Source organism: Burkholderia singularis (assembly GCF_001718875.1).
GTDB classification, from domain to species: domain Bacteria; phylum Pseudomonadota; class Gammaproteobacteria; order Burkholderiales; family Burkholderiaceae; genus Burkholderia; species Burkholderia singularis.
In genome coordinates this window covers 1,765,048-1,790,672 of sequence record NZ_CP013448.1, presented here as the reverse complement: position 1 = coordinate 1,790,672, position 25,625 = coordinate 1,765,048, and the positions used below count along the sequence as shown (strand labels likewise).

The window sequence follows — 25,625 nt, the reverse complement described above, 5'->3', positions numbered from 1 at the left end:
GATGGCGGATCTTTTCCGGTGCCGCGAATGGCGCGGGCCGCGCCGCGTTCAAGTGTCCGCTCCATCGCCCACCGAAACGCCCGCCATCACCGCGGGCGTTTTTCATGCGCCGGCGAACGGCCCCGTCATCATGTTCGACCGGCGGCTTCGCGACGCAAGCTCGGGCGTTACCGATCCGCGATCGATACGGCCATTCGATTCGACTGCACCGTGGCTCAATCGTCGGCGTTGGGATCGAGCCCCGGAAACAGCACTTCGGTAAAACCGAACTTCGAGAAATCGGTGATCCGCATCGGATAGAGCTTGCCGATCAGATGATCGTATTCGTGCTGGACCACGCGCGCGTGAAAATCCTCCGCGACTCGCTCGAACTTGGCGCCGAACTGGTCGAAGCCGCTGTAGCGCACCCGCCGGTAGCGGCTCACGACACCGCGCATCCCCGGCACCGACAAACATCCCTCCCAGCCATCTTCCATGTCGGGCGGCAGATACTCGAGCGTCGGATTGATCAGCACCGTCTTCGGCACGGGCGGCGCATCGGGGTAACGCTCGCTGCTGCCAAAGCCAAAGATGATCACCTGCAACCCGACACCGATTTGCGGCGCGGCGAGCCCTGCGCCGTTCGCATGCGCCATCGTCTCGAACATATCGTCGATGAGCGCGTGCAACTCGGGCGTATCGAATGCATCGACCGGCTTGGCGACCTCCAGCAGCCGGGGGTCGCCCATTTTCAAAATCTCACGAATCATTCCGCCTGCCCCTCCAACAGTTTCTGCATACCGGCTTCGTCCAGCACCGGCACGCCGAGTTCCTCCGCCTTCGCGAGCTTGCTGCCCGCGTCCGCGCCCGCGACAACATAGTCGGTCTTCTTCGATACCGAGCCCGTGACCTTGGCGCCCGCCGCCTCGAGCAACGCCTTCGCGTCATCGCGGGTCAGCGTCGGCAGCGTGCCCGTCAGCACCACGGTCTTGCCGGCGAGCACGCCTCGCGGCTCGCGCGGTGCAGGCGGCCCTTCGGCCCAACTGACCTTGCCCGGCGCGCGCAATTGCTCGATGACGGTGCGGTTGTGCTCCTCGGCGAAAAACTGACGCAGCGATTCGGCCACGATCGGCCCGACGTCGTTGACCTCGAGCAATTCCTCGAGCGACGCGTCCATGATCCGGTCGAGCGAGCCGAAATGCTTCGCGAGATCCTTCGCGGTCGACTCGCCGACATGGCGGATGCCGAGCGCGTAGATAAAACGCGACAGCGTCGTGTGCTTCGCCTTTTCGAGCGAATCGATCAGATTCTGCGCGGATTTCTCCGCGAAGCGGTCCAACTCGACGAGCGTCGAAAACCCCAGATTGAACAAATCCGCAGGCGTGCGAACGAGATTCTGCTCGACGAGCTGATCGATGATCTTTTCACCCAGTCCGTCGATATCGAGCGCGCGGCGTTGCGCGAAGTGCCAGAGCGCCTGCTTGCGCTGCGCAGGGCAGAACAACCCGCCCGTGCAGCGCGCGATCGCCTCGTCCGGCAGCCGCTCGATCCTCGAGCCGCACTCGGGACAAACATCCGGCATCACGAACTCGCGCGCATCGGCCGGTCGGCGGTCGAGCACGGCCGACACCACTTCCGGAATCACGTCGCCCGCGCGACGCACGATCACCGTGTCGCCGATCCGGATGTCCTTGCGGCGCACCTCGTCCGCGTTGTGCAACGTCGCGTTCGTGACGGTCGCGCCGCCGACGAACACCGGCTCGAGCCGCGCAACCGGCGTGATGGCACCGGTGCGGCCCACCTGCACGTCGATCGACACGAGCTTGGTCAACGCCTCCTGCGCGGGGAATTTGTGCGCAAGCGCGAAACGCGGCGCGCGGGAAACGAAGCCGAGCTTGTCCTGCTCGTCGCGCCGGTTCACCTTGTAGACGACACCGTCGATATCATACGGCAGCGATTCGCGCTTCTCGCCGATCGTCCGAAAAAATGCAAGCAATCCCGCTACGCCGCGCACGACGGCGCGCTCGCGGTTCACCGGCAGGCCGAGCGTCTCATACCAGTCGAGCAGGCCGCTGTGCGTATCGGGCATATCAGCGCCTTCGAGCACGCCGATTCCATAGGCGAAGAACGACAGCGGCCGTTGCGCGGTGATCTTCGGATCGAGCTGCCGCAAGCTGCCCGCCGCCGCGTTGCGCGGATTCGCGAATTCGCGCTGCTCGGCCGCGCGCTGACGTTCGTTCAGACGCGCGAAATCGCGCTTGAACATCAGCACTTCGCCACGCACGTCGAGCACGCGCGGCAGCCGCTCTCCCCTCAAGCGCAGCGGGATAGTGCGGATCGTGCGAATGTTTTCTGTCACGTCCTCGCCGGTCGTGCCGTCGCCGCGCGTCGACGCTTGCGTGAAGCGCCCGTCCTCGTAGCGCAGCGACACCGCGAGACCATCGAACTTCAGCTCGCACGCGTATTCGACAGGTTCCGTCACGGTGCCGGCCAGATCGGCTGGCTTGTCGAGCCCGTCGGCGACGCGCTTGTCGAATGCGGCGACATCGTCGTCGGTAAAGCCGTTATTCAGCGACAGCATCGGCTTGTCGTGGACGACCGGCGTGAAACCGCCCGCGACCTCGCCACTCACGCGCTGCGTCGGCGAATCAGGCGTCGCGAGCTCGGGATGCGCGGCCTCGATCTGCTGCAGCTCGATGAAAAGGCGATCGTATTCGGCGTCGGGCAAATCCGGTTGGTCGAGCACGTAATACGCGTGATTCGCGCGCTCAAGCTCGGCGCGCAGCCATGCGGCGCGCTCGGCCGGCTGGCTGGCTGGCGGTTCTTTGGAGGATCGGGCCATGATGCTGGCGGCATGTATTGCGGAATTGATCAGGCGACGATTATCTCAGTTCGCGCCCTTTTCGGCATCGTCTGAATGGTCTGCCGAATGGCCGGGTTCGGGCCCGCCGGGTGCTCGAATCGCCGTGCTGCCAGCTTCGTCGCGCCCGATCGCACGGGGCCTCGCCGCGCATGCCGCGCGTATCCGCTTGCCGGCCGTCTTCTTTCCATTTCCATGAACCGCGACAGTCCATTTATTTCGCATACGAATCATATATACTTCGCATGCGAATGTTGTCTGTCGCAAGCGGCCGATTGAAAGGCCGTTGTGCGCACGCGCCAGATCAGGCAGCAGCGCCCCGCCCCTCAACTCCGGAGACAAACCGTGCCTACGACGGAAATCAAAACCGAACTAGCCGACGGCATCATGACCGTTACGCTGTCGCGCCCCGACAAAAAGAACGCGCTGACCAACGCGATGTATGGCGCGCTGGCGGACGTCATCGAACGCGCACACGCCGATAACGATGTCCGGGTGCTGCTGATTCAAGCCGATGCGGATACCTTCACGGCCGGCAACGATGTCGCCGAATTCGCCGCGCAAGCGTTGGGAAACGGCCCAAGCGAGCAGCATGTCGTGCGATTCCTGCACCATCTCGCGAATGCGTCGATTCCGGTCGTCGCCGCCGTGCAGGGTAAGGCCGTCGGGATCGGGACAACCCTGCTGCTGCATTGCGATTACGTCATCCTGGCTGACGATGCGCAGTTGATCACTCCCTTCGTGAATCTCGCGCTGATTCCGGAGGCCGCGTCGAGCTATCTGCTGCCGCTGCGCATCGGCCATGTCCGGGCCTTCGAGATGTTCTCGCTCGGCGCGCCGCTGCCCGCCGCGACCGCCCTTGCATGGGGCATCGCCAATCAGGTGGTGCCGCTCGCGCAGTTGCGCGACGCGGCGCAGCAAATTGCCAGGACCTTGTCCGCCAAGCCGCGCGGCTCGTTGGCGGCGATGAAGCGGCTGATGCGCGAAGCCGAGAAACTGGTCGCGCAGATCGATCGGGAAGGCGAGGTGTTCGTCGAACGCTTGGCAAGCGCGGAGGCGAAGGAAGCGTTCGTCGCGTTCGCGCAGAAACGCCCGCCGGACTTCACGAAAATCGCGCAGTGATAGAACCGGCAGCAATGGGCGCACGGCGCGGGCGGCCATCGGATGTCAACCCGGCGTCCGCACGCGCGCCGGGCGACCGAAAACCGGCGCGGGTCATCACGCCAAGCCGTCGTCGGTTGCCGGAAACTTGTCTTGCAGGCTGGCCAGCCAGCGTGCGACCACGTCGATCTCGGACGGCGTGAATCCGTCCGTCAGGCGGGCATTCAATTCGGCCAGCCCGGCCTTCGCCCGCTTGAGCGCCGCGCGCCCGCCGGCGGTCAGCCAAAGCCGCGCCGCGCGCCGGTCGAGTTCGTCGAGGCGGCGCTCGACGAGCCCAGCCCGCTCCATCCGGTCGGCGAGGCCGCTCATGCCCGGCGCGCCGAGGTCCAGCGCGGCGGCCGCTTCGCTCATCAGCGAGCCGTCATGCTTGCCGAGAAAAAACAGCAGCCCGGCCTGGGCCGCGGTCACGCCCCCCGCCGCGGTACGCGCCTGCGTCCATCGATGCAAGCGTCGCTGGCCCACGTTCAACAGATAGACGAGTCGATGATCCATTTTTTTAGCTTGTGCTCACACGCATGCCAGGGAGCGGGCCCGACGGCCCAGCGTGCGCCGGCGCCCGCCCGTTACTGGCTGAACAACCGTCGCGTGACCGGTGAGCCGGCCGGAATTCCCGCCTCCTCGAGCCGCGCGTACAGCTTCAGCAATTGCTGCTCGATGGCAAGCAGCGTCGATTCCGGCAACGGCCGGCGCTGGTCGTCGACCACGCGCGCGCCGATGCGCTCCGACAGCGACTTCGCGTAATCGCACATCAGCCGGAACGGCAGAATGTCCTCGTCGGCGACCGGCACGTCGAGCACCAGCGTGATCAGGTTGCCGCCCTTGTAGGTGAGATCGTCGCGCAGAAAATTCGTGTCGCCAAATTGCAGCATGAACACCGGATTCTGTTTCGCGTCGAGCTTCACGAAGCGGGTGCCGTCGCGCGACAGCAGCAGGCCGTCCTGCGACGCGACCGCCTGCACGTAGTTCGCCGACCACGGCGCTCCGTCCGACATCACATTGATCGACAACTGCGCGTCGCACTGCGCGGCGAAGCCGTCGAGTTCGCGCGCCATCGATACGGTTTCCATCATGTCCGGAAACTCCGGTGCGCCGTCGATCGCATCCGCGAACTGCTGCACGCCCGTGACGAACTCGGAGAATTCGAGTTCGTTGAGCGGGCCGCTGCGGTTCGCGAGTTGCGCGGCCGCGCGTAGTTCCTCGTAACGCACGCCGTTTTGCAGCAACTCCCACGCGCCGCCTTCCGGCTTGCCTTCGATATGCACCGGCTTGCTGCCCGCGCGGCGCAGCCGCTGCGCGGCGGGGAGAATCTTGTCGCCGGCAAGCGGGCCCGCGAGACGAATCGGCACGATGCAGTCGATGCGCTTGTCGACGATCGCGGGCGGCGCGGCCGAAATGGTGGTCGCGGCGGGCAATACCGGCTCGACGGGTTCGGGCGCCGCGTTGACCGTGGCGGCGGCAGGCTGCGCGCTTGGCGCGTCCGCGTCTTGTCGTTGCGCGCCCGGCGTTTGCGCCGGCTCGGCGGGGAGTTCGGCGGTGGGTTCGGCCGCGCCATTCGCGTCATTCGCGCCAGTCGCCTCGGCTTGCAGATCGGCGGGCGTATCGGCCGGCGCCACGGCCGCCGCGCCGCCGAACGTCGGCTCGACGCGCGCGGCGTCGCTCTGCGCGGGCGCCGCGCCCGCGGCGGCGTCACGGCGCGCCGGCTGCCGTACCGGCTCGATGAAAGGCGCATCGTCGTGCTCGTGCCGCGCGGCGGCCTCGGCCGCGTCGGCCGGCATCGGACGCGGCATCCTGCGCCGCACCTTCGCTGCCTGCCACGCGTTGTACACCACGACGCCGCCCACCACGACGGCGCCTGCGCCAATCAACCCGAGTGTCAACTCGTCCATGCATGCTCCATCAGCAATTCTTCGTCATGCGGCGCGTGCGAACGCGATCGATGATTCGCGTTGCGCTTTCGCGCGCCCTGTCATCAACCGTTATTCTGCGCAAACCCGGCAGCCGTTTCCATGTCGACCGCGACAATCCGCGACACGCCCTGCTCCTGCATCGTCACGCCGATCAGCTGCTGCGCCATCTCCATCGCGATCTTGTTGTGCGAGATGAACAGAAACTGCGTCTTGTCCGACATCGCGCGCACCAGGTTCGCGAAGCGCTCGGTGTTCGCGTCGTCGAGCGGCGCGTCGACCTCGTCGAGCAAACAGAACGGCGCGGGATTCAACTGGAACATCGCGAACACCAGCGCGGTCGCGGTCAACGCCTTCTCGCCGCCCGACAGCAGGTGAATCGTCGCGTTTTTCTTGCCGGGCGGCTGCGCCATCACCTGCACGCCGGCGTCGAGGATCTCGTCGCCCGTCATGATCAGCTTCGCCTGGCCGCCGCCGAACAGACGCGGAAACAGATCGCTGAAATGACGGTTCACTTCGTCGAATGTCGCCTGCAGCAGCGTGCGGGTTTCCTGATCGATCTTGCGGATCGCGTCCTCGAGCGTCTCGATCGCGTTCGTCAAGTCGGCCGATTGCGCGTCGAGGAACACCTTGCGCTCGCTCGCCGCCGCCAGCTCTTCGAGCGCGGCCATGTTGACCGGGCCGAGCGCGTTGATCGCGTTGTTGAGCCGCGTGACCTCGCCTTGCAGGTACGACGGCTTCATGTCCGGCGTCAGCTTCTGCGCGAGCGCCGCCTCGTCGACCTCGGCCGCCGCGAGTTGCTCGGCGAACTGCTCGCTCGTCATCCGCGCGGCCTGCTCCTTCAACTGCAATTCGGTGATGCGATCGCGCAACGGCTGCAATGAGCGCTCGGCCACGATGCGCGTCTCGTCGGCCGCGCGCATCTTCGCGCTCAGATCGTCGAGTTCCGCGCGCGCCGCGCCAAGCGCCGCCTCCTTCTGCACACGCAACTCGAGCGCATCCTGCAAACCGGTATGCGCGGTCTGTTCGTCGATCGTCTCGAGTTCCGCGCGCGCATCGTCGAGCGACGCGGCGACGCGCTCGCTCTGGTCGTGCGCGACCTGGATCGTTCGCTTCAATTCGTCGATCCGGTTGGCCGACTGGCGCGCGGCAAAGCGAGCATCGGTCGCTGCGCGCTCGAGATCGCGCGCGTGCTGACGCGCGTTGGTCAATTCGTCGTCGAGCGCTTCGAACGCGAGCTGGTTGTCTTCGAAGCGTGCCTGCAATTCGGCGAGTTCGGCATCGTGGCGTTCGAAATTCGCTTCCGACTCCGCCCGCAGCGCGCGCTGCTCTTCGATCTGCGCGCCGATCTCCTCGAGTTCCTCGCGAATTTGCGTGCTGCGCTGCGTGTAGCGCTCGTGCGCCTGCGCGAGTTTCAGCACGTCGAGTTGCAACGCATGAACGCGCTGCGTCGCGCGCTCGGCCTCGCCGCGCACTTCGGCGAGCGTCTGCGACGCCTGCGTGTGCGCGGCTTCCGCGCGCACCACCGCGGCTTTCGCCTCGTCGGACAGCAGCGCCTGCGCGCGCACCTGGCGCGCCAGATTCTCGATTTCCTGCGCGCGCGCGAGCATCCCGGCCTGCTCGGAATCCGCCGCGTAAAGCTGCACGCCGGCCCGCGTGACGACATGGCCCGCTTTCACGACGAACGCGCCGCCCGGCGGCAGTTGCGTGCGCGTGGCGAGCGCCTGCGCGAGATCGTCGGCGACGAACACCGCGCCGAGCCAGTCGTTGAGCACCGCGCGCAGGCCGGCGTTGTCGATGCGCACGAGCGGCAGCAGCGGACGCAACGCGCCCGGCACGGCGGGCGGCTCGCCCGCGGGCGGCGGCGCATAGAACGCGAGCTTCGCGGGCGGCGCGTCGCTCGCGAACGCCTTGACCCAGTCGAGATTGGACACTTCGAGCGCCGCGAGCCGCTCGCGCAGTACCGCCTCGAGCGCGGTTTCCCAGCCGGCCTCGACATGCAGCTTTTTCCACAGACGCGGCAACGCGCCCAGTTCGTGCTTGTCGAGCCACGGCTGGATCTTGCCTTCTGTCTGCACGTTCTCCTGCAACTGCTTGAGCGCGGCAAGCCGCGCCTCGAGCTGGTGAATCTGCGCGCTTTCGGCCTGCACGCGCTCGTGCGCGGCGCGGCGCTCGGCGTCGAGCGTCGGCAGCGCGTCCTGCGCGTCGGCCAGACGCGCCTGCGCGTCGGCCAGAATTTCCTCGTGCTCGGCGAGCTGCATGCGCAGTTCTTCGAGTTGCGCCTCGTCCGGCGCGTCGAGCCCGCCCGCCTCCGCCTTCAGGCGCTCGTGCCGCTGCTGGAGCTGCTGGAGCTGCTGATCGGCGTTGCGCTGGTGCGCGGCCTCGAGCTTGAGCGATTGCTCGGTCTGCGCGATCCTGCCGCGCTCGTCGTTCAACTGCGCCTGCGCGTCGCGCCAGCGCGTCTCGAGCGCGGGCAGCGCGTCGTGCTTGGCCGCGGCGTCGTCTTCGGCGCGCGCGGCCTTTTCCTCGGCGATCGCGCGCGCCTCCTCCGCTTCCTCCAGATCGTCCTGCGCCTTTTGCGCCTGCGCGCGCCATTGCTCCTGCTGCGCGACGAGCGCCGCGATCTGCGCCTGCACGCGGTTGCGCGATTCGACGATGAACTTGATCTCGGCCTCGAGCCGGCTCACCTCGGCGTTCGCCTCGTACAGCGCGCCCTGCGCGCCCTGCATCGCGTCGCTCGCCGAATAGTGCGCGACGCGCAGCGTCTCGAGCTGCGCCTCGACCTCGCGCAGCTTGGCGGTCTGCGCATCGAGTTCGATCTGCGCTTGTCCGATCGCGTGCCGCTGCTTTTGCTGCTCGGCTACCGCCTCGTTCTTGCGCAGCAGCCACAGCAGACGTTGCTTCTCCTCGCCGTCGGCGACGAGCTCCTTGTACTTCGTCGCCACGACCGCCTGCGCCTCGAGCTTCTCGAGATTGGCGCCCAGCTCGCGGATGATGTCCTCGACGCGCGTCAGGTTCTCGCGCGTGTCGTGCAGCCGGTTCTCGGTCTCGCGGCGGCGCTCCTTGTACTTCGACACGCCCGCCGCCTCTTCGAGAAACACGCGCAGCTCCTCGGGCTTTGCCTCGATGATCCGCGCGATCATCCCCTGCCCGATGATCGCGTAAGCGCGCGGGCCCAGGCCGGTGCCGAGGAAGATGTCCTGGATGTCGCGGCGCCGCGCGGGCAGATTGTTGATGTAGTAGCTCGACGTGCCGTCGCGCGTGAGCACGCGCTTCACGGCGATCTCGCCGTACTGGCCCCACTGGCCGGCCGCCCGGCCGTCGGAGTTGTCGAAGATCAGCTCGACGCTCGCGCGGCTGCCGGGCTTGCGCGTGGTCGAGCCGTTGAAGATCACGTCCTGCATCGATTCGCCGCGCAGCTCGGACGCGCGCGATTCGCCGAGCACCCAGCGCACGGCGTCGATGATGTTGGACTTGCCGCACCCGTTCGGGCCCACCACGCCGACCAATTGGCCTGGGACCTGGAAGTGCGTGGGATCGACAAAAGATTTGAAGCCAGCGAGTTTGATCGAGCTCAGACGCACGGCAGTACCGGTGGTAAAGAGTGTGAAACGGATTGAAACAGGCGCGGCGCGGCGCGACACGCCCAAGATTCGAAAAACGGGGCCGTGCTGTCAAGCATTCGGCCCCGCGTATGGGGCAATCATACCATCGCGCGGGTGCCGTCCCGCGGCTCGCCTGGGTCGTCCCCGGCCGCCCGGGCGCGATGCACGCGGCTCGACAATAGGGTCGCGACGACGATGCAAAGGCCGCCCGCCCATTCGCGCGCGCTCGGCGCCTCGTTGGCAAAAAGCCACGCCGACAGCGCGGTGATCAGAATCTCGAACAGCATGATGATCGCCGCGCGGTTCGCCGGCACCCGTGACAGGCCGTATTGGACCAGCATGTTATTCGCCGCCACCGTCACGCCGATGCCGACGACAAGCAGCGCGGCCGCGCCCAGGTGCTGCGCCGCGGGCAGCGCGGGCACGCCCTCGACGAAAGATGCCGCGATGCCGAGCGCGGCCGCGCCGCCGAACAGCGTCGCCGTGCGCATCTCGGGTTTCATCTGCGGCAGCTCGCGGCTTGCCTTGACGACGAGCACGTTGCTCATCGCGAAACTCAGTCCGGCCGCCAGCCCCGCCCACTCGGCAAGATTCGACGGCAGCGGCATGCCCAGCCGCGGCGACCATAACATCAGCGCCGCACCGGCGAGCGACAGCGCGGCGAGCGCCGCGCCGGCGGCCGTCAGGCGCTCGCGCAAAATGAAATGCGCGTAGATCGCGGTCCACGCCGGCGTCAGGTAAAAGAGCAGCATCACGCGCAGCACTTCGCCATGTATCGTGCCCCAGACGAAGCCCAGATTCGTCACGCCCGCCGCGACGGCAAGCCCGGGCAGCAGCCAATGCCAGCGCACCGTCGCGATCGACTTGCGCCGCACGCATAGCACGAACGCGCACGCGACCAAGCTCGTCGCGGCGCTCGCCGCCGTGCCCGTCACGCCGAGCGACGCCAGCAGCCGCAGCGGATACCAGATCAGGCCCCATACCGACGCGCCGATCAGAATCGCAAGCGCGGGCCACGCGGCCCGCCGTTCATTCATCTGCAAACCCAACCTCTTCATGCTGTTACGACGACGCGCGGCCATGCACGCGCCGCTGTGCCCTTCTTCCGTCCGTCAACCGCCGATCGCCATGCGAAACCGCTGCCCGTCACCCGAAACCGCCGCTCGTCGCAAGATGACGCCACGCTATAATCGGAACGCCGCCGCATCCCCGGCCCGAGATCGGCAAGTTGATCCAGGTCCGATGCACAGGCCCGATCGCCGCCGGCTCGTCCATGCGGTCCGTCAGGCGCGGTACGTCGGCAGCCGCCGCGCCGCGATCCACGCGCGATCGCGCGTGCGCCCGGCGGCCTATGCCGCGCTTGCCGGCGGCACCCTTTGCGCAGCGCGCCACCGCGCCACGCCCGTTTTGCTCAACCCGGCCCATCCGTCGGCCCTACCGGTTTAGTCCGCACAAGCCCGTGAACCCACGTCTCGACACGCTCCAGCCTTATCCGTTCGAAAAGCTCCGCGCGCTCCTCGCCGGCATCACGCCGCCCGCGCATCTGCCACCGATCAGCTTCGGCATCGGCGAGCCGAAACATGCGACGCCCGCGCTGATCCGCGAGGCCGCCGCGGACGCGCTCGACGGGCTCGCCGCGTATCCGGCCACGGCCGGCGCCGACGCGCTGCGCGAGGCGATCGCACGCTGGCTCACGCGCCGCTACGGGCTTGCCGCGATCGACGCCGCCACGCAAGTGCTGGCCGCGTCGGGCTCGCGCGAGGCGCTGTTCTCGCTCGCGCAGGCGGTGATCGATCCGACCCGCGCAGCCGACGGCCGCGAAAAACCGATCGTACTCTGTCCGAATCCGTTCTACCAAATCTACGAAGGCGCGGCGCTCCTCGCGGGCGCCGAGCCGTATTACGTGAACAGCGACCCGGCGCGCAATTACGCGCCCGACTATTCGGCCGTGCCCGACGAGGTCTGGGCGCGCACGCAGCTCGTCTACGTCTGCTCGCCCGGCAATCCGACGGGTGCCGTGCTGACGCTCGACGATTGGCGCGAACTGTTTGCGCTGTCGGAGCGACACGGCTTCGTGATCGCATCCGACGAATGCTATTCGGAGATTTATTTCGACGAAGCGAAGCCGCCGCTCGGCGGCCTGGAGGCCGCGCACCGGCTCGGCCGCGGGTTCGAGCGGCTCGTGATGCTGTCGAGCCTGTCGAAGCGCTCGAACGTGCCGGGGATGCGCTCCGGCTTCATCGCGGGCGACGCGGCGCTGCTCAAGCGCTTTTTGCTGTATCGCACCTACCATGGCGCGGCGCTGTCGCCCGTGTGGCAGCGCGCGAGCCTCGCCGCATGGGGTGACGAGGCGCACGTGCGCGAAAACCGCGCGCTCTATGCTCAAAAATTCGCGACGCTCACGCCGATGCTCGCCGACGTGATCGACGTGCGCGTGCCCGACGCCGCGTTCTACCTGTGGGCCAACGTCGCGCGCACCGGCCTATCGGATACCGAGTTCGCCCGCCGCCTGTTCGCCGACTATAATGTGACGGTTCTGCCCGGCTCGTATCTCGCCCGCGATGCACACGGCGCAAATCCCGGCCGCGACTTCATCCGCATCGCGCTCGTCGCGGGCTCGGCCGAATGCGTCGAAGGCGCGCAGCGCATCGTCGATTTCTGCCGCGGCCTCATGCGTTGAAACCCGGCGGCGCCGAAGCTTTCCCGCACGCCCGGCCCTGATGCATCCCGTTTGATTGACCTCCACGTCCAGCATAGCCACGAACATGTCGCAACAACTTCAGCAAATCATCGATAGCGCGTGGGAAAACCGCGCCGAACTGTCGCCGAAGGCCGCGCCCGCGGAAGTCCGCGAGGCCGTCGCGCACGCGATCGAGCAACTCGACCGCGGCGCGCTGCGCGTCGCCGAAAAAATCGACGGCAACTGGACCGTGCACCAGTGGCTGAAGAAAGCCGTGCTGCTGTCGTTCCGCCTCGAGGACAACACGCCGATGCCGGCGGGCGGCTACTCGCAGTTCTACGACAAAGTGCCGTCGAAATTCGCGAACTACTCGGCCGACGACTTCGCAGCGGGCGGCTTTCGCGTCGTGCCGCCGGCGATCGCGCGCCGCGGCTCGTTCATCGCGAAGAACGTCGTGCTGATGCCGTCGTACACGAATATCGGCGCGTATGTCGACGAAGGCACGATGGTCGATACCTGGGCGACCGTCGGCTCGTGCGCGCAGATCGGCAAGAACGTGCATCTGTCGGGCGGCGTCGGCATCGGCGGCGTGCTCGAGCCGTTGCAGGCCAACCCCGTCATCATCGAGGACAACTGCTTCATCGGCGCGCGCTCGGAAGTCGTCGAGGGCGTGATCGTCGAGGAGAATTCGGTCATTTCGATGGGCGTCTACCTCGGCCAAAGCACGAAGATCTACGATCGCGAAACCGGCGAGATCAGCTACGGCCGCATTCCGGCCGGCTCGGTCGTCGTCGCGGGCAACCTGCCGTCGAAGGACGGCACGCACAGCCTGTACTGCGCGGTGATCGTGAAGAAGGTCGACGCGAAAACACGCGCGAAGGTCGGCCTGAACGAGCTGCTGCGAGGCGACTAATGGCGGGCGCAGCGAACACCGCCGGGATCGTCGTCTACGGGATTCCGAACTGCGACACCGTGAAGAAGGCCCGCACGTGGCTCGAATCGCACGGCGTCGCGTTCGCGTTCCACGATTTCAAGAAAGCCGGCGTCACCGCGCCGCTCATCAAGAGCTGGCTGAAGGACGTGCCGCTCGATGCGCTCGTCAACCGGCGCGGCACGACGTGGCGCGGCCTCACCGATGAGCAGAAAGTCGCGGCCGAATCCGAAGCGGGCGCGATCGCGCTGATGATCGACAAGCCTTCCGTGATCAAGCGGCCCGTCGTCGTCGTCGACGGCCGCGTGAAAACGCTGGGCTTCTCGGCCGACGAGTACGCCGGGCATTTCGCCTGAACGCGCACCGCCGTCTTGCCTGACACGCTGCCGGCCGTCGCGCCGGCATTTTTTATCGAACCGTGGTCCGAATCATGTCCGCCACCCTAGCCCTCACCGAACAGCTCATCGCACGCGCGTCCGTCACGCCCGACGATCAACACTGCCAGCAACTGATGACCGAACGCCTGCTGGCGCTCGGATTCCAGTGCGAGACGATCGCGTCGCACGGCGTCACGAATCTCTGGGCCGTCAAGCGCGGCACGCAAGGCCGCGACGGCAAGCTGCTCGCCTTTGCCGGCCACACCGACGTCGTGCCGACCGGCCCGCTCGAACAATGGAGTTCTCCGCCTTTCACGCCCACGCACCGCGACGGCAAACTGTACGGCCGGGGCGCCGCCGACATGAAGACGTCGCTCGCGGGCTTCGTCGTCGCAGCCGAGGAATTCGTCGCCGCGCATCCGCAACATCGCGGCTCGATCGGCTTTCTGATCACGAGCGACGAGGAAGGCCCCGCGACGGACGGCACCGTGAAAGTCGTCGACGCGCTACAGGCGCGCGGCGAGCGGCTCGACTACTGCATCGTCGGCGAGCCGACGTCGACGGCCACGCTCGGCGACGCCGTCAAGAACGGCCGGCGCGGCTCGATGTCGGGCGAACTCATCGTCAAGGGCGTGCAGGGCCATATCGCTTATCCGCATCTCGCGAAAAATCCGATCCATCTGATCGCGCCCGCGCTCGCCGAGCTTGCGGCCGAGCGCTGGGACGACGGCAACGAATACTTCCCGCCGACCACTTGGCAGGCGTCGAATCTGCACGCCGGCACGGGCGCGACGAACGTGATCCCCGGCCACGCGCAGTTGCTGTTCAACTTCCGTTTCTCGACGGCGAGCACGGTCGACGGGCTGCAACGCCGCGTGCACGACATTCTCGACCGTCACAGGCTCGACTACGAACTGACGTGGTCGGTAAGCGGCCTGCCGTTCCTCACGCCGCGCGGCGAACTGTCGAACGCGCTCGAGCACGCGATTCGCGCGGAAACGGGCGTCACGCCGGAGCTGTCGACCACGGGCGGCACGTCGGACGGCCGGTTCATCGCGCGGATCTGTCCGCAAGTCATCGAGTTCGGGCCGCCGAACGGCAGCATCCACAAGATCGACGAGCACGTCGAAGTGCGCTTCATCGAGCCGCTGAAGAACGTATACCGCCGCGTGCTCGAACAACTGATCGCTTGACCGAGATTGCCTGATGACAAACTCCCCCACTCCATTTGCAACCGTGCGCGACCTGGTGCGCTACGCGGTATCGCGCTTTAGCGCCGCGAAACTCGCATTCGGCCACGGTTGCGACAATGCGTATGACGAAGCGGTCTACCTCGTGCTGCATACGCTGCACCTGCCGCTCGACACGCTCGAGCCGTTCCTCGACGCACGCCTAGCTCCGGACGAAATCGCCGCGGTGCTGGCCGTGATCGAACGCCGCGCGACCGAGCGCGTGCCCGCCGCCTACATCACGAACGAAGCGTGGATGCACGGCCATCGTTTCTACGTCGACGAGCGCGTGATCGTACCGCGCTCGTTTATCGGCGAGCTGCTCGACGACGGTCTGCAGCCCTATGTCGAGGACCCCGAGCTGGTCGGCTCGGTGCTCGAGCTTTGCACGGGCTCCGGGTGCCTCGCGATTCTCGCGGCGCTCGCGTTTGCGAACGCCGAAGTCGATGCGGTCGACCTTTGCGCCGATGCGCTCGATGTGGCCAGAATCAACGTCGGCGACTACGGGCTCGACGAGCGCATTGCGCTGTACCACGGCGATCTATACGCACCGCTGCCGGCATCGCGGCAAGAGCCCGGGCATCGCTACGACGTGATCATCACGAATCCGCCTTACGTGAACGCGCAATCGATGGCGGCATTGCCCGACGAATACCGTCACGAGCCGGAAATGGCACTCGCGGGCGGCACGGACGGCATGGACGTCGTGCGCCGCATCGTCGGCGAGGCGCGCCACTGGTTGACCGACGACGGCGTGCTCGTCGTCGAGATCGGCAACGAACGCGCGAACGTCGAGGCCGCGTTCGGCGGCCTCGAGTTGATCTGGCTGCCGACGAGCGCGGGCGACGACAGCGTGTTCCTGATCCACGCGGCCGACCTGCCCGCCGCCTGACAGTCGACGCAGGTTCGCCGGGCGACGCATCGGCCCGATCCGCCCGGCAGCCGCCATCGACGCGGCTGATTCCCGCCCACGGGGGGTGGCCGCTCGTCCGGACGCTCGGTAAGATGCGCGAAGCGGTGCGCCGAACCCGGCGGGCCGCACGAACTTCCTCGGATATTCCGTGCGCTCATGCAAATCGACTGGCTCAGCCTCGGCACTCTGATCGGCGCGGCTCACGTGCTCGGCGTGATCGCCGCCTGTCATGCGATCCTGAACACCCGGACGTCGCAAGGCGCGATCGCGTGGGCAGTGTCGTTGACGGCGATGCCTTATCTGACGCTGATCCCGTATCTGTTCCTCGGCCGCAGCAAATTTTCCGGCTACGTCGACGCACGCCGTCAGGAAACGGCGGCGCTGCGCACCCTCACGCATCCGATGCCGTGGGGCACCGCACATCCGATGCCCAGTCTGCCTCACGATGCGCTCGGTTCCGCGCGCGTGCGCGCGCTCACCCATCTGGGCGGAATGCCGTTCGTCGCCGGTAACGCGGTGCGCACGCTCGTCAACGGCGAAGCGACGTTTTCCGCGATTCTCGCCGCGATCGAAACCGCGCGCAGCTATGTGCTCGTGCAGTTCTTCATCATCCGCGACGACGCGCTCGGCGCGATGCTGCGCGACGCGCTGCTCGCGCGCGCCCAAGCCGGTGTGCGCTGCTATCTGCTGTACGACAGCATCGGCAGCTTCGACCTGCCGTCGCGCTATGTCGACGCGCTGCGCGACGGCGGCGTGGAAGTCCACCCGTTCGCGACCAACAAACAGTTCGTCAACCGGTTCCAGCTCAATTTCCGCAATCACCGGAAAATCGTCGTCGTCGACGGCGAGTGCGCATTCGTCGGCGGTCACAACGTCGGCACCGAGTATCTCGGCGGCAATCCACGCCTTTCGCCGTGGCGCGATACGCACATTGAAGTGCGCGGCCCCGCCGTTGCGCACATCCAATACGTGTTCGCCGAAGACTGGCACTGGGCGACGCAGTCGCTGCCGCCGCAAGCGCCGCCGCCCGCACCCGAACCCGGCGCGCGGATGCATTGCCTCGTCGTGCCGATGGGCCCCGCCGACAAACAGGAGACGGGCTCGCTGTTCTTTGCGGAGGCGATCAACACGGCGCGCGAACGCATCTGGATCACGACGCCCTATCTCGTGCCCGACGAAGCGGTGATTTCCGCACTCAAGCTCGCGGTGATGCGCGGCGTCGACGTGCGGATCCTGATTCCAAGCCGACGCGACCACTATGTCGTGTTCGAGGCCTCGAAGCTGTACGCGCGCGATCTGATCGACGGCGGCGTGAAAATCTTCCGCTACCGGCCCGGTTTCTTGCACCAGAAGGTTCTGCTGATCGACCACACGGCGGCCGCGGTCGGCAGCGCGAATCTCGACAACCGGTCGTTCCGGCTCAATTTCGAAATCATGGTGCTGGTTCTCGACGACGGTTTCGCGGCCGAAGTCGAAGCGATGCTCGACCGCGACTTCGCGGACGCATTCGAAGTCAGTCTCGACGAATACCGGCGCTCGCCTGCGTGGCGACGCGTCGCGATGCACGTCGCGCGGCTGTTCGCGCCGATTCTGTAGCGACTGAAACACCCGCGCGCGAACCGGCTGCACGAACCGGCGCGCCCGGCCCCCCGATGCGCGGGGCCGGGCGTCACAGGCCGGTGTGTGGCCCGGCGGCCCGCATCACAGTAGCTTCTCGACGTCCGCCGCCAATTCCTCCGGCTTCGTCGACGGCGCATAGCGCTTGACGATCTCGCCGTCGCGGTTCACGAGAAACTTCGTGAAGTTCCACTTGATCGACTTGAGCCCCAGAATGCCGGGCGCTTCGTTGGTCAGGTAGCGATAAAGCGGATGCGCGTTGTCGCCGTTGACGTCGATCTTCGCGAACATCGGGAACGTCACGCCGTAGTTCCTTTCGCAAAACGCACCGATCTGCGCAGCGTCGCCCGGCTCCTGCTTGCCAAACTGATTGCAAGGAAAGCCGAGCACGACGAGCCCGCGCTCGCGAAAGCGCTCGTATAGCTGCTGTAAGCCGGCATATTGCGGCGTGAAGCCGCATTGGCTTGCGGTATTGACGATGAGGAGCACCTTGCCCCGGTATTGCTCCAGTTGCACGTCGCCGCCTTCGAGCGTCTGCGCGCTGAATGAATAGAGTGTCGACATCGACCCATTCCTCCCTGCCCCGATAGGGCGTTACCGTTCGCGAAAGTCTAGGCCAATTCGACGCCGCGCGCGAACCTGGCCTTTCGGACGATCCCGCCCGCGCGACGTGCAGTCTAGAATACGGCTTTCCCGAGCTTTTCGAGCCTGCCCCGCCGTGATCCGTTTCAATCAGTTCAGCCTTGCCCGCGGCACGAAGCCGCTGTTCGACGCGACGTCGTTTGTGCTCAACCCCGGCGAAAAAGCCGGCTTGGTCGGCGCGAACGGCGCGGGCAAATCAACGCTCTTCGCCGTATTGCGCGGCGAGCTGCACGCGGATGCGGGCGATTGCGCGATGCCGCCGTCATGGCGCATCGCACACGTGTCGCAGGAAACGCCGGCCGTCGAACGCACCGCGCTCGACTACACGCTCGACGGCGACGCCGCGCTGCGTGCGATCGAGGCGCGCATCGCCTCGGCCGCCGCCGCGCATGACGGCGCGGCCGAGGCGGAAGCGCACGCGGCATTCGCCGACGCCGACGGCTATACCGCGCCTGCACGCGCCGAAGCACTGCTGCTTGGGCTCGGTTTCACGCTCGCGCAAACGCGCGAGCCGGTCGCCAGCTTCTCGGGCGGTTGGCGCATGCGCCTGAACCTCGCGCAGGCGCTGATGTGCCGCTCGGATCTGCTGCTGCTCGACGAGCCGACGAACCACCTGGATCTCGACGCGATCGTCTGGCTCGAAGATTGGCTTCACCGTTATGCGGGCACCCTCGTCGTCATCTCGCACGACCGCGAGTTTCTCGACGCGGTCTGCAATGTCACACTCCATCTCGACAACCGGCAGGTGAAGCGCTACGGCGGCAATTATTCGCAATTCGAAGTATTGCGCGCGCAACAGCTCGAATTGCAGCAAAGCGCCTACGAAAAGCAGCGCAAGACCATCGCGCACCTGCAAAGCTTCATCGACCGCTTCAAGGCGAAGGCCACCAAGGCGAAACAGGCGCAAAGCCGCATGAAGGCGCTCGAGAAAATGGAGTTGATCGCGCCCGCGCACGTTGCATCGCCCTTTACGTTCGAGTTCCGCACGCCCGATTCCGCACCGAACCCGATGCTGGTGATGGAGGACGTGCGCTGCGGCTACCGCGCGGACGATGGCAGCGAGATTCCGATCGTCGAGCGCGTCGCGCTGTCGATCCAGAACGGCCAGCGCATCGGCCTGCTCGGTGCGAACGGCCAAGGCAAATCGACGCTCATCAAGACGCTGGCCGGCACGCTCGCGCCGCTTGCGGGCGACGTGCGCACCGGCCGCGGACTCACGATCGGCTACTTCGCGCAACACCAGCTCGAAACGCTGCGCCCTGACGACTCCGCGCTCGCGCATCTCGCCCGCCTCGCGCCCGATACGCGCGAGCAGGAACTGCGCGATTTTCTCGGCAGCTTCAACTTCTCCGGCGACATGGCAACCGCGCCGATCGCACCATTCTCGGGCGGCGAGAAGGCGCGGCTCGCGCTGGCACTCATCATCTGGCAAAAGCCGAACCTGCTGCTGCTGGATGAGCCGACGAACCACCTCGACCTCGAGACGCGCCACGCGCTGACGATGGCTCTCGCGCAATTTGAAGGCACGCTGATTCTCGTGTCACACGATCGCCATCTGCTGCGCGCGACGACCGACCAATTCATGCTGGTCGCGAAACACCGGTTGCAGCCGTTCGACGGCGATCTGGACGATTACCGCGATTGGCTGCTGCAACATGCCGCCGACATGCGCGCGGCCGCCAAGGGCGAGGCTTGCGCCGCGGCGGAAGGCAGCACGCCCGCCGTCAACCGCAAAGATCAGAAACGGCAGGAGGCGCAAGCGCGGCAACAGCTCGCGCAACTGAAAAAGCCGCTGCAGGCGCGCATCGCGAAGATCGAAAAGGCCATGGAGCAGCTCCACGCCGAAAAAGTGGCGCTCGACGCTTACGTCGCCGATCCGGCAAGCTACGCGGCTGACCAAAAAGCGCGGCTCACCGAAGCGATCCGCAAGCTCGGCGACGTCAACGCCCGCCTCGAGACGCTCGAAGCCGACTGGCTCGGCGCGCAGGACGAACTCGAGAAGATCGGATAACCCGCGCGCAAAGAAGCGGGGGCGGCAACATGCGCGGGCCGCGCGAACAGTTGCGAGATAACGGGGGCGATTCGCGACGTTGGCGCCAAACGGCCCGATCCCGGATTCGCGGCTCACCGCACGCGTCGATTTCATCGCACGCGTCGGTGCAACGGCAATCCAGCTCGGTCCGGCGTGGGCCGCCGGGAGCATGACTTACGCCGACGTATCGACGGGCGCATTTCGCCATGCGGCGCCGGCATTGCATTTGCGCCCGCATGAGCGGCAGCGCTCGATCGAGCGGCGACGCGCGGATATCAATGCCGCGCATCGCGCCCGCGCGCATCCCGCTCAGCGGCGCGGCAACGTATCGCGCGGCATTTGCTCGTCGTCGCCCATCAAATGACGGCGGCCTTCGAGTGGCCGGCGGATCATCGCCGCGACTTCCGCTTCGGTCACATTCACATGGGCGACGCGGCGCGCGATCCGCCCGTCCGTGCCGACCCACTCGACGATCCGGCAACCTCCTCCCCACGGCGCGCCGATCGGCTCGGATACACGGCAGCCTCGGACCTTGTAGGTGCGCATCGGCGCACTTGCTTGACGAGATCGTTTCAACACAGCCTTCCTTTTCCGCGAGATGCGGCAGACAACCCGCGCAAGCATAGAAAGAAATCGACCGGAAAAAGGTTACGCAAACGTACCAAAACGTTACATCGTTTTACGGTCTCAATCGTGAAACGCGACGGGCATCGGCTAAGCAGCCGGCTGCGGCGCGGCCGGCGCACGCGCTCACTCGAGCGTGCGGATTTGATCGATTGCCTGCTCGATGCGCTCCACCGCCAGCACGCGCAGCCCGTCGATCGGCTGTTTCGGCGCATTCGCCTTCGGAATCAGCGCGGCCGTGAAACCGAGCTTCGCCGCTTCGCGCAAGCGCTCCTGCCCCCGCGGCGACGGCCGGATTTCGCCCGCGAGCCCCACTTCGCCGAATACGACCAGCCCTTTCGGCAACGGTTTGTTACGCATCGACGAATGAATCGCGAGCAGCACCGCGAGATCGGCGGCGGGCTCGGTGATCTTGACGCCGCCCACCGCGTTCAGGAATACGTCCTGATCGAAGCACGCGATGCCCGCATGCCGATGCAGCACCGCAAGCAGCATCGCGAGCCGGTTCTGCTCCAGGCCGACCGCGAGCCGGCGAGGATTCGGCACGTTCGCGGTGTCGACGAGCGCCTGCACCTCGACGAGCAGCGGCCGCGTGCCCTCCTGCGTGACGAGCACGCACGAGCCCGCCACGATCTCCGTATGCTGCGACAGAAAAAGCGCGGACGGATTCGCGACACCGCGCAGGCCGCGCTCGGTCATCGCGAACACGCCAAGCTCGTTGACCGCGCCGAAGCGGTTCTTGAACGCGCGCACCAGCCGGAACGACGAATGCGTGTCGCCCTCGAAGTACAGCACGGTATCGACGATGTGTTCGAGCACGCGGGGGCCCGCGAGATTGCCCTCCTTCGTCACGTGCCCGACCATGATGATCGCGGTGCCGGACTGCTTGGCGATACGCGTCAGTTGCGCCGCGCATTCACGCACTTGCGCGACCGAGCCGGGCGCCGAGGTCAACGCGTCCGAATAGATCGTCTGGATCGAATCGACGACCGCAACCTCGGGCCGCTCGGCGTCGATCGCAGCCTGAATTTTTTCGAGCTGAATTTCGGCAAGCAGCTTCAGATCGGCAACGCCCGCGCCGCCTTCGAGCAACGCAAGCCGCTGCGCGCGCAATGCGATCTGCGCCCCCGATTCCTCGCCGCTGATATACAGCGCGGGCCGCTCGCTCGCGATCTGCGCGAGCGATTGCAGCAGCAGCGTCGACTTGCCGATGCCCGGATCGCCGCCGATCAGCACGACGCCGCCCGCGACGAGCCCGCCGCCCAGCACCCGGTCGAACTCGCCGATGCCGGTCGACAGGCGCGGCACGTCGGCCGCCTCGATCTCGGCAAGCCGCTGCACCGGTGCACGCTTGGCGAGCGACTGGAAACGATGCGCGGACGCCGGCGCGTCCAGCGATTCGACCAGCGTATTCCATGCGTGACACGACGGGCACTGCCCTTGCCACTTCGGCGTCTGCCCGCCGCATTCGGTGCAGACGAAAACCGTTTTCTGTTTTGCCACGCGCTTCTACCCTTTTCCGCTTTTTTATTCCGCGCGCACCGGCACGCGCGGCGCGACCGCGCACATCAGCTCATAGCCGACCGTCTGGCAATGCGCGGCGACGTCGTCGATCGCGAGCGCCTCGCCCCACAGCTCGACGCGCGCGCCGATACCCGCCTGCGGCACCGGCGTCAGGTCGACGGTAAGCATGTCCATCGACACGCGCCCGACGATCGTCGTGAGCACGCCGTCGACGACGACCGGCGTGCCTTCCGGCGCGATCCGCGGATAGCCGTCCGCGTAGCCGCACGCGACGACGCCGATGCGCATCTTGCCCTGCGCGACGAAACGCGATCCGTAGCCCACCGTCTGCCCCTTCGCCAGCGTCTGCACCGCGATCAGCTCGGAGGCAAGCGTCATCGCGGGCTTCAGGCCCTGCGTGGCGATGTCGGCCGCGCGTCCCGACGGCGACGCGCCGTACAGGACGATGCCGGGGCGCACCCAGTCGAAATGCGTCGACGGGTGCCAGAGCACGGCCGCCGAGTTCGCGAAGCTGCGCGCGCCGGCAATCCCTTGCGCGCCGTGCTCGAACGTCGCGACCTGCTCGGCCACGCCCCGCTCGCTATCGGCATCCGAAAAATGGGTCATCAACGTGATCTGCCCGATGCCGGGGCACGCGCGCGCACGTTCCCACGCGGCGCGGAACTTTTCCGGCACGTAGCCGAGCCGGTTCATGCCGCTGTTCATCTTGAGCTGAATATTGACGGGTTTCGACAACCGCGCGGTTTCGAGCATGCGCATCTGGTCGTCGTTGTGCACCGCGGTCGTCAAGCTGTAGCGGTCGATCACGTCGATATCGGTCGAACGGAAAAAGCCCTCCAGCAGCAGGATCGGGCCCGCCCAGCCCAGCTCGCGCAGCTTCACGGCCTCGTCGAGATCGAGCAGGCCGAAGCCGTCGGTGCCGCGCAGCCCGGGAAAGACCCGCGCCAGGCCGTGCCCGTATGCATTTGCCTTGACGATCGCCCAGACCTTGGAGCGAGGCGCGTGGCGACGCACCACCGAAAGATTGTTCGCGAGAGCGGCGGTGTGGATCGTGGCGGAAATCGGTCGCGGCATATGAGGATATTTCGTAAAGACGCTTGCTAATCATCAGCTTATCGTGCTTTTTGGGCGCAATGCCGACAATAAGCGGAACGATCGGGGAATCTTGCTAGTCCGAATTGACGTATTTTCGTGATATAAAGCCGTGCGCACAACCCATTTCGAGGAATCGAATCCGATTGCACGGCCCACGCGCGGCCGAGCCGCCGCGAGGAAAGCATCGCTTCAGATGAAAAAAGGTTTTTACTCCATCATGGCCGCGCAGTTTTTCTCGTCGTTGGCCGACAGCGCTCTTCTCATCGCCGCAATCGCCCTGCTCAAAGATCTGCACGCGCCCAACTGGATGGTGCCGCTCCTCAAGTTGTTCTTTGTGCTGTCCTACGTGGTGCTCGCCGCGTTCGTCGGCGCATTCGCCGATTCGCGGCCCAAAGGGCGCGTGATGTTCATCACCAATTCGATCAAGGTCGGCGGTTGCCTGCTGATGCTGTTCGGCGCCCATCCGCTCGTCGCATACGGAATCGTCGGCTTCGGCGCGGCCGCGTATTCGCCAGCCAAGTACGGCATCCTGACCGAACTGCTGCCGCCCGAGCGGCTCGTGGCCGCGAACGGCTGGATCGAGGGCACGACGGTCAGCTCGATCATCCTCGGCACCGTGCTGGGCGGCGCGCTGATCAGTCCGAAGATCGCGCCGCACGTGATCGCGCATACGCCGCCGTCGATCAGCACGCCCGCCGAAGCCGCGATGCTCGTCATCATGGCGATCTACGTGATGGCCGCGCTCTTCAACCTGCGCATTCCCGACACCGGCGCCCGCTATCCGAAGCAACAGCACGGCCCGATCAAGCTCGTCACGGAATTTGCCGACTGTTTCATGGCGCTCTGGCGCGACAAGCTCGGGCAAATCTCGCTCGCCGTCACGACGCTCTTCTGGGGCGCGGGCGCGACACTGCAATTCATCGTGCTCAAGTGGGCGGAAGTGTCGCTCGGCATGTCGCTGTCGGAAGGCGCGCTGCTGCAGGCCGTCGTGGCGCTCGGCGTCGCGGCGGGCGCCATGATCGCGGCGAGCCGCATTCCGCTGCGCAAATCGCTGTCCGTGCTGCCCGTCGGCATCATCATGGGCATCGCGGTGATGCTGATGGCGTTCTACACGCGCCACCTGATTCCTGCCGACTGGGTGTTGCGCATCGGCCATCACGTGCATCTGCCTGTCTACCTGTTGATCGCCTATGTGTTCCTGGTGTTCGTCGGCGCGCTGTCCGGCTTTTTCGTCGTGCCGATGAATGCGCTGCTGCAGCATCGCGGGCACGTGCTGCTGTCGGCCGGGCATTCGATCGCGGTGCAGAATTTCAACGAGAATCTGTCCGTGCTCGTGATGCTGTGCATTTATGCGGCGCTCGTGTGGCTCGACGTATCGGTGAGCGTCGTGATCGTGCTGTTCGGCACGTTCGTCTGCCTGACGATGTGGCTGGTGATGCGGCTGCACATCGCGAACCAGCGCCGTTTCGACTCGGTTTCGCTGATCGGCGAATCGAAACACTGACGCGCGGCGAGCGGCGCGGGCGGCCGGTTCGCGCCGCTCGCCGCCGGTTCGGATTCGCCGTAGACTGCCCCTGTTGCCCGCTCGAATTTTCCACGCGCCCATGAGCGTACCGATCCCCAACGCGCTGACGATCGCCGGCTCGGACTCCGGCGGCGGCGCCGGCATCCAGGCCGATCTGAAGACCTTCTCCGCGCTCGGCGCATATGGCGCGAGCGTCATCACCGCGCTGACTGCGCAAAACACCCGTGGCGTGACAGGCGTGCATGCGCCCGATGCGGGCTTTGTCGAGGCCCAGCTCGATGCCGTATTCGACGACATCCGCATCGACACGGTGAAGATCGGGATGCTCGCGAATGCATCGATCGTGCGTGCGGTCGCGGCGGCACTCACCCGCTACGCTCCGCCGTATGTCGTGCTCGATACTGTGATGATCTCGAAGAGCGCTCATTCGCTGTTGGCGCCGCAAGCGGTCGATGCGCTGCGTGCGGAGCTGCTGCCGCTTGCCGATCTCGTCACGCCGAACCTGCCAGAAGCCGCGGCGTTGCTGGGCGTCGAGGCCGCGACGACCGAGGACGAGATGGTGCGCCAGGGCGAAGCGCTTGTCGCGCGCGGTGCGAAAGCGGTGCTGATGAAGGGCGGGCACCTCGGCAGCCCGACCGAAAGCCCCGACTGGCTGATCCACGCGAGCGGCGCGCAACGGTTCGCCGGACCGCGGCTGCCAGCCGCCAATACGCACGGCACGGGCTGCACGCTGTCGTCGGCGATCGCCGCGCTGCTGCCGCGGCGCGCGACGCTTGCCGACGCTATCGCCGATGCGAAACGCTATCTGACCGGCGCCATCGACGCAAACGGACGGCTCGATGTCGGCCACGGCGTCGGGCCGGTGCATCATTTCTATCGGTGGTGGTAGGCGGCAAGCGGCGTTAATGATGCCCGTCGGCAGCGCGG

Annotated in this window: 20 protein-coding genes; 10 read left to right on the top strand and 10 right to left on the bottom strand. The window is 66.5% G+C overall.

Annotated elements, in window-relative coordinates; translation table 11 throughout:
- Positions 1 to 215: 215 nt before the first annotated feature.
- Positions 216 to 749 carry a peptide deformylase gene (def, locus tag AQ611_RS08240; RefSeq protein ID WP_059516842.1) on the bottom strand — a complete coding sequence of 178 codons (534 nt, stop codon included), beginning with the start codon at positions 747 to 749 and terminating at the stop codon, positions 216 to 218.
- Complete coding sequence (gene ligA, locus AQ611_RS08235; protein WP_069234204.1) at positions 746 to 2,821, bottom strand: NAD-dependent DNA ligase LigA; 2,076 nt, start codon at positions 2,819 to 2,821, stop codon at positions 746 to 748. Before ligA ends, def begins: the two co-directional genes overlap by 4 nt.
- A 405-nt stretch (positions 2,822 to 3,226) precedes the next feature.
- Here ligA and AQ611_RS08230 point away from each other — a divergent pair, with 405 nt between their 5' ends.
- Positions 3,227 to 3,961 carry an enoyl-CoA hydratase-related protein gene (locus AQ611_RS08230; RefSeq protein ID WP_069234203.1) on the top strand — a complete coding sequence of 245 codons (735 nt, stop codon included), beginning with the start codon at positions 3,227 to 3,229 and terminating at the stop codon, positions 3,959 to 3,961.
- Positions 3,962 to 4,057: 96 nt separating this feature from the next.
- Here AQ611_RS08230 and AQ611_RS08225 read toward each other — a convergent pair whose 3' ends face one another.
- The 4 genes from AQ611_RS08225 to AQ611_RS08210 all read right to left on the bottom strand — a co-directional run bounded on the left by AQ611_RS08225 (position 4,058) and on the right by AQ611_RS08210 (position 10,552).
- Positions 4,058 to 4,492 carry a MarR family winged helix-turn-helix transcriptional regulator gene (locus tag AQ611_RS08225; RefSeq protein ID WP_059572203.1) on the bottom strand — a complete coding sequence of 145 codons (435 nt, stop codon included), beginning with the start codon at positions 4,490 to 4,492 and terminating at the stop codon, positions 4,058 to 4,060.
- Between the two features lie 71 nt (positions 4,493 to 4,563).
- A complete protein-coding gene (locus AQ611_RS08220) occupies positions 4,564 to 5,886 on the bottom strand; it encodes a cell division protein ZipA C-terminal FtsZ-binding domain-containing protein (protein WP_059516832.1) in 1,323 nt (440 codons plus the stop codon).
- An 83-nt stretch (positions 5,887 to 5,969) separates the two neighbouring features.
- Positions 5,970 to 9,488, bottom strand: a complete 3,519-nt coding sequence (smc, locus tag AQ611_RS08215) for a chromosome segregation protein SMC (RefSeq protein WP_069234202.1) — start codon at positions 9,486 to 9,488, stop codon at positions 5,970 to 5,972.
- Between the two features lie 119 nt (positions 9,489 to 9,607).
- Complete coding sequence (locus tag AQ611_RS08210) at positions 9,608 to 10,552, bottom strand: DMT family transporter (RefSeq protein ID WP_069234201.1); 945 nt, start codon at positions 10,550 to 10,552, stop codon at positions 9,608 to 9,610.
- Between the two features lie 416 nt (positions 10,553 to 10,968).
- On the opposite strand from AQ611_RS08210, the gene dapC reads away from it, so the two are divergent.
- The 6 genes from dapC to cls all read left to right on the top strand — a co-directional run bounded on the left by dapC (position 10,969) and on the right by cls (position 17,235).
- The gene (gene dapC / locus AQ611_RS08200) at positions 10,969 to 12,189 is read left to right on the top strand and encodes a succinyldiaminopimelate transaminase (protein WP_069234199.1); all 1,221 of its coding nucleotides are present in this window, start codon (positions 10,969 to 10,971) and stop codon (positions 12,187 to 12,189) included.
- Positions 12,190 to 12,274: 85 nt separating this feature from the next.
- Positions 12,275 to 13,102 (top strand): 2,3,4,5-tetrahydropyridine-2,6-dicarboxylate N-succinyltransferase, encoded by an 828-nt coding sequence (dapD, locus tag AQ611_RS08195; protein WP_059516822.1) that lies wholly within the window; start codon positions 12,275 to 12,277, stop codon positions 13,100 to 13,102.
- Positions 13,102 to 13,476 (top strand): ArsC family reductase, encoded by a 375-nt coding sequence (locus tag AQ611_RS08190; protein ID WP_059516821.1) that lies wholly within the window; start codon positions 13,102 to 13,104, stop codon positions 13,474 to 13,476. Before dapD ends, AQ611_RS08190 begins: the two co-directional genes overlap by 1 nt.
- 74 nt (positions 13,477 to 13,550) lie before the next feature.
- Positions 13,551 to 14,690, top strand: coding sequence for a succinyl-diaminopimelate desuccinylase (gene dapE / locus AQ611_RS08185; RefSeq protein WP_069234198.1), 1,140 nt, complete (start codon positions 13,551 to 13,553; stop codon positions 14,688 to 14,690).
- A 13-nt stretch (positions 14,691 to 14,703) separates the two neighbouring features.
- The gene (prmB, locus tag AQ611_RS08180) at positions 14,704 to 15,618 is read left to right on the top strand and encodes a 50S ribosomal protein L3 N(5)-glutamine methyltransferase (protein WP_069234197.1); all 915 of its coding nucleotides are present in this window, start codon (positions 14,704 to 14,706) and stop codon (positions 15,616 to 15,618) included.
- A 177-nt stretch (positions 15,619 to 15,795) separates the two neighbouring features.
- A complete protein-coding gene (gene cls, locus AQ611_RS08175; protein ID WP_069234196.1) occupies positions 15,796 to 17,235 on the top strand; it encodes a cardiolipin synthase in 1,440 nt (479 codons plus the stop codon).
- A 105-nt stretch (positions 17,236 to 17,340) separates the two neighbouring features.
- On the opposite strand, the gene AQ611_RS08170 is transcribed toward cls, so the two are convergent.
- Positions 17,341 to 17,820 carry a glutathione peroxidase gene (locus AQ611_RS08170; protein WP_069234195.1) on the bottom strand — a complete coding sequence of 160 codons (480 nt, stop codon included), beginning with the start codon at positions 17,818 to 17,820 and terminating at the stop codon, positions 17,341 to 17,343.
- A gap of 154 nt (positions 17,821 to 17,974) precedes the next feature.
- On the opposite strand from AQ611_RS08170, the gene AQ611_RS08165 reads away from it, so the two are divergent.
- Positions 17,975 to 19,909 carry an ATP-binding cassette domain-containing protein gene (locus AQ611_RS08165; protein WP_069234194.1) on the top strand — a complete coding sequence of 645 codons (1,935 nt, stop codon included), beginning with the start codon at positions 17,975 to 17,977 and terminating at the stop codon, positions 19,907 to 19,909.
- 330 nt (positions 19,910 to 20,239) lie between these two features.
- Here AQ611_RS08165 and AQ611_RS08155 read toward each other — a convergent pair whose 3' ends face one another.
- The 3 genes from AQ611_RS08155 to alr form a co-directional block, all read right to left on the bottom strand.
- Positions 20,240 to 20,506: a DUF2866 domain-containing protein gene (locus AQ611_RS08155; RefSeq protein WP_231753063.1), complete on the bottom strand. Its 267-nt coding sequence runs from the start codon at positions 20,504 to 20,506 to the stop codon at positions 20,240 to 20,242.
- A gap of 174 nt (positions 20,507 to 20,680) precedes the next feature.
- Complete coding sequence (radA, locus tag AQ611_RS08150; RefSeq protein ID WP_059516807.1) at positions 20,681 to 22,057, bottom strand: DNA repair protein RadA; 1,377 nt, start codon at positions 22,055 to 22,057, stop codon at positions 20,681 to 20,683.
- Positions 22,058 to 22,081: 24 nt separating this feature from the next.
- A complete protein-coding gene (gene alr, locus AQ611_RS08145; RefSeq protein ID WP_059516804.1) occupies positions 22,082 to 23,152 on the bottom strand; it encodes an alanine racemase in 1,071 nt (356 codons plus the stop codon).
- A 214-nt stretch (positions 23,153 to 23,366) separates the two neighbouring features.
- On the opposite strand from alr, the gene lplT reads away from it, so the two are divergent.
- Positions 23,367 to 24,677, top strand: a complete 1,311-nt coding sequence (gene lplT, locus AQ611_RS08140; protein WP_059516902.1) for a lysophospholipid transporter LplT — start codon at positions 23,367 to 23,369, stop codon at positions 24,675 to 24,677.
- Positions 24,678 to 24,777: 100 nt separating this feature from the next.
- The gene (gene thiD, locus AQ611_RS08135; RefSeq protein ID WP_069234192.1) at positions 24,778 to 25,587 is read left to right on the top strand and encodes a bifunctional hydroxymethylpyrimidine kinase/phosphomethylpyrimidine kinase; all 810 of its coding nucleotides are present in this window, start codon (positions 24,778 to 24,780) and stop codon (positions 25,585 to 25,587) included.
- Positions 25,588 to 25,625 lie beyond the last annotated feature (38 nt).

What these genes read in the sequence shown, in the direction of transcription:
- AQ611_RS08190 (WP_059516821.1), top strand. Translation starts at nt 13,102, where the DNA reads ATGGCGGGCGCAGCGAACACCGCCGGGATCGTCGTCTACGGGATTCCG.
- dapD (WP_059516822.1), top strand. Translation starts at nt 12,275, where the DNA reads ATGTCGCAACAACTTCAGCAAATCATCGATAGCGCGTGGGAAAACCGC.
- thiD (WP_069234192.1), top strand. Translation starts at nt 24,778, where the DNA reads ATGAGCGTACCGATCCCCAACGCGCTGACGATCGCCGGCTCGGACTCC.
- cls (WP_069234196.1), top strand. Translation starts at nt 15,796, where the DNA reads ATGCAAATCGACTGGCTCAGCCTCGGCACTCTGATCGGCGCGGCTCAC.
- AQ611_RS08230 (WP_069234203.1), top strand. Translation starts at nt 3,227, where the DNA reads ATGACCGTTACGCTGTCGCGCCCCGACAAAAAGAACGCGCTGACCAAC.
- prmB (WP_069234197.1), top strand. Translation starts at nt 14,704, where the DNA reads ATGACAAACTCCCCCACTCCATTTGCAACCGTGCGCGACCTGGTGCGC.
- alr (WP_059516804.1), bottom strand. Translation starts at nt 23,152, where the DNA reads ATGCCGCGACCGATTTCCGCCACGATCCACACCGCCGCTCTCGCGAAC.
- ligA (WP_069234204.1), bottom strand. Translation starts at nt 2,821, where the DNA reads ATGGCCCGATCCTCCAAAGAACCGCCAGCCAGCCAGCCGGCCGAGCGC.
- AQ611_RS08225 (WP_059572203.1), bottom strand. Translation starts at nt 4,492, where the DNA reads ATGGATCATCGACTCGTCTATCTGTTGAACGTGGGCCAGCGACGCTTG.
- lplT (WP_059516902.1), top strand. Translation starts at nt 23,367, where the DNA reads ATGAAAAAAGGTTTTTACTCCATCATGGCCGCGCAGTTTTTCTCGTCG.
- AQ611_RS08220 (WP_059516832.1), bottom strand. Translation starts at nt 5,886, where the DNA reads ATGGACGAGTTGACACTCGGGTTGATTGGCGCAGGCGCCGTCGTGGTG.
- dapE (WP_069234198.1), top strand. Translation starts at nt 13,551, where the DNA reads ATGTCCGCCACCCTAGCCCTCACCGAACAGCTCATCGCACGCGCGTCC.
- AQ611_RS08170 (WP_069234195.1), bottom strand. Translation starts at nt 17,820, where the DNA reads ATGTCGACACTCTATTCATTCAGCGCGCAGACGCTCGAAGGCGGCGAC.
- def (WP_059516842.1), bottom strand. Translation starts at nt 749, where the DNA reads ATGATTCGTGAGATTTTGAAAATGGGCGACCCCCGGCTGCTGGAGGTC.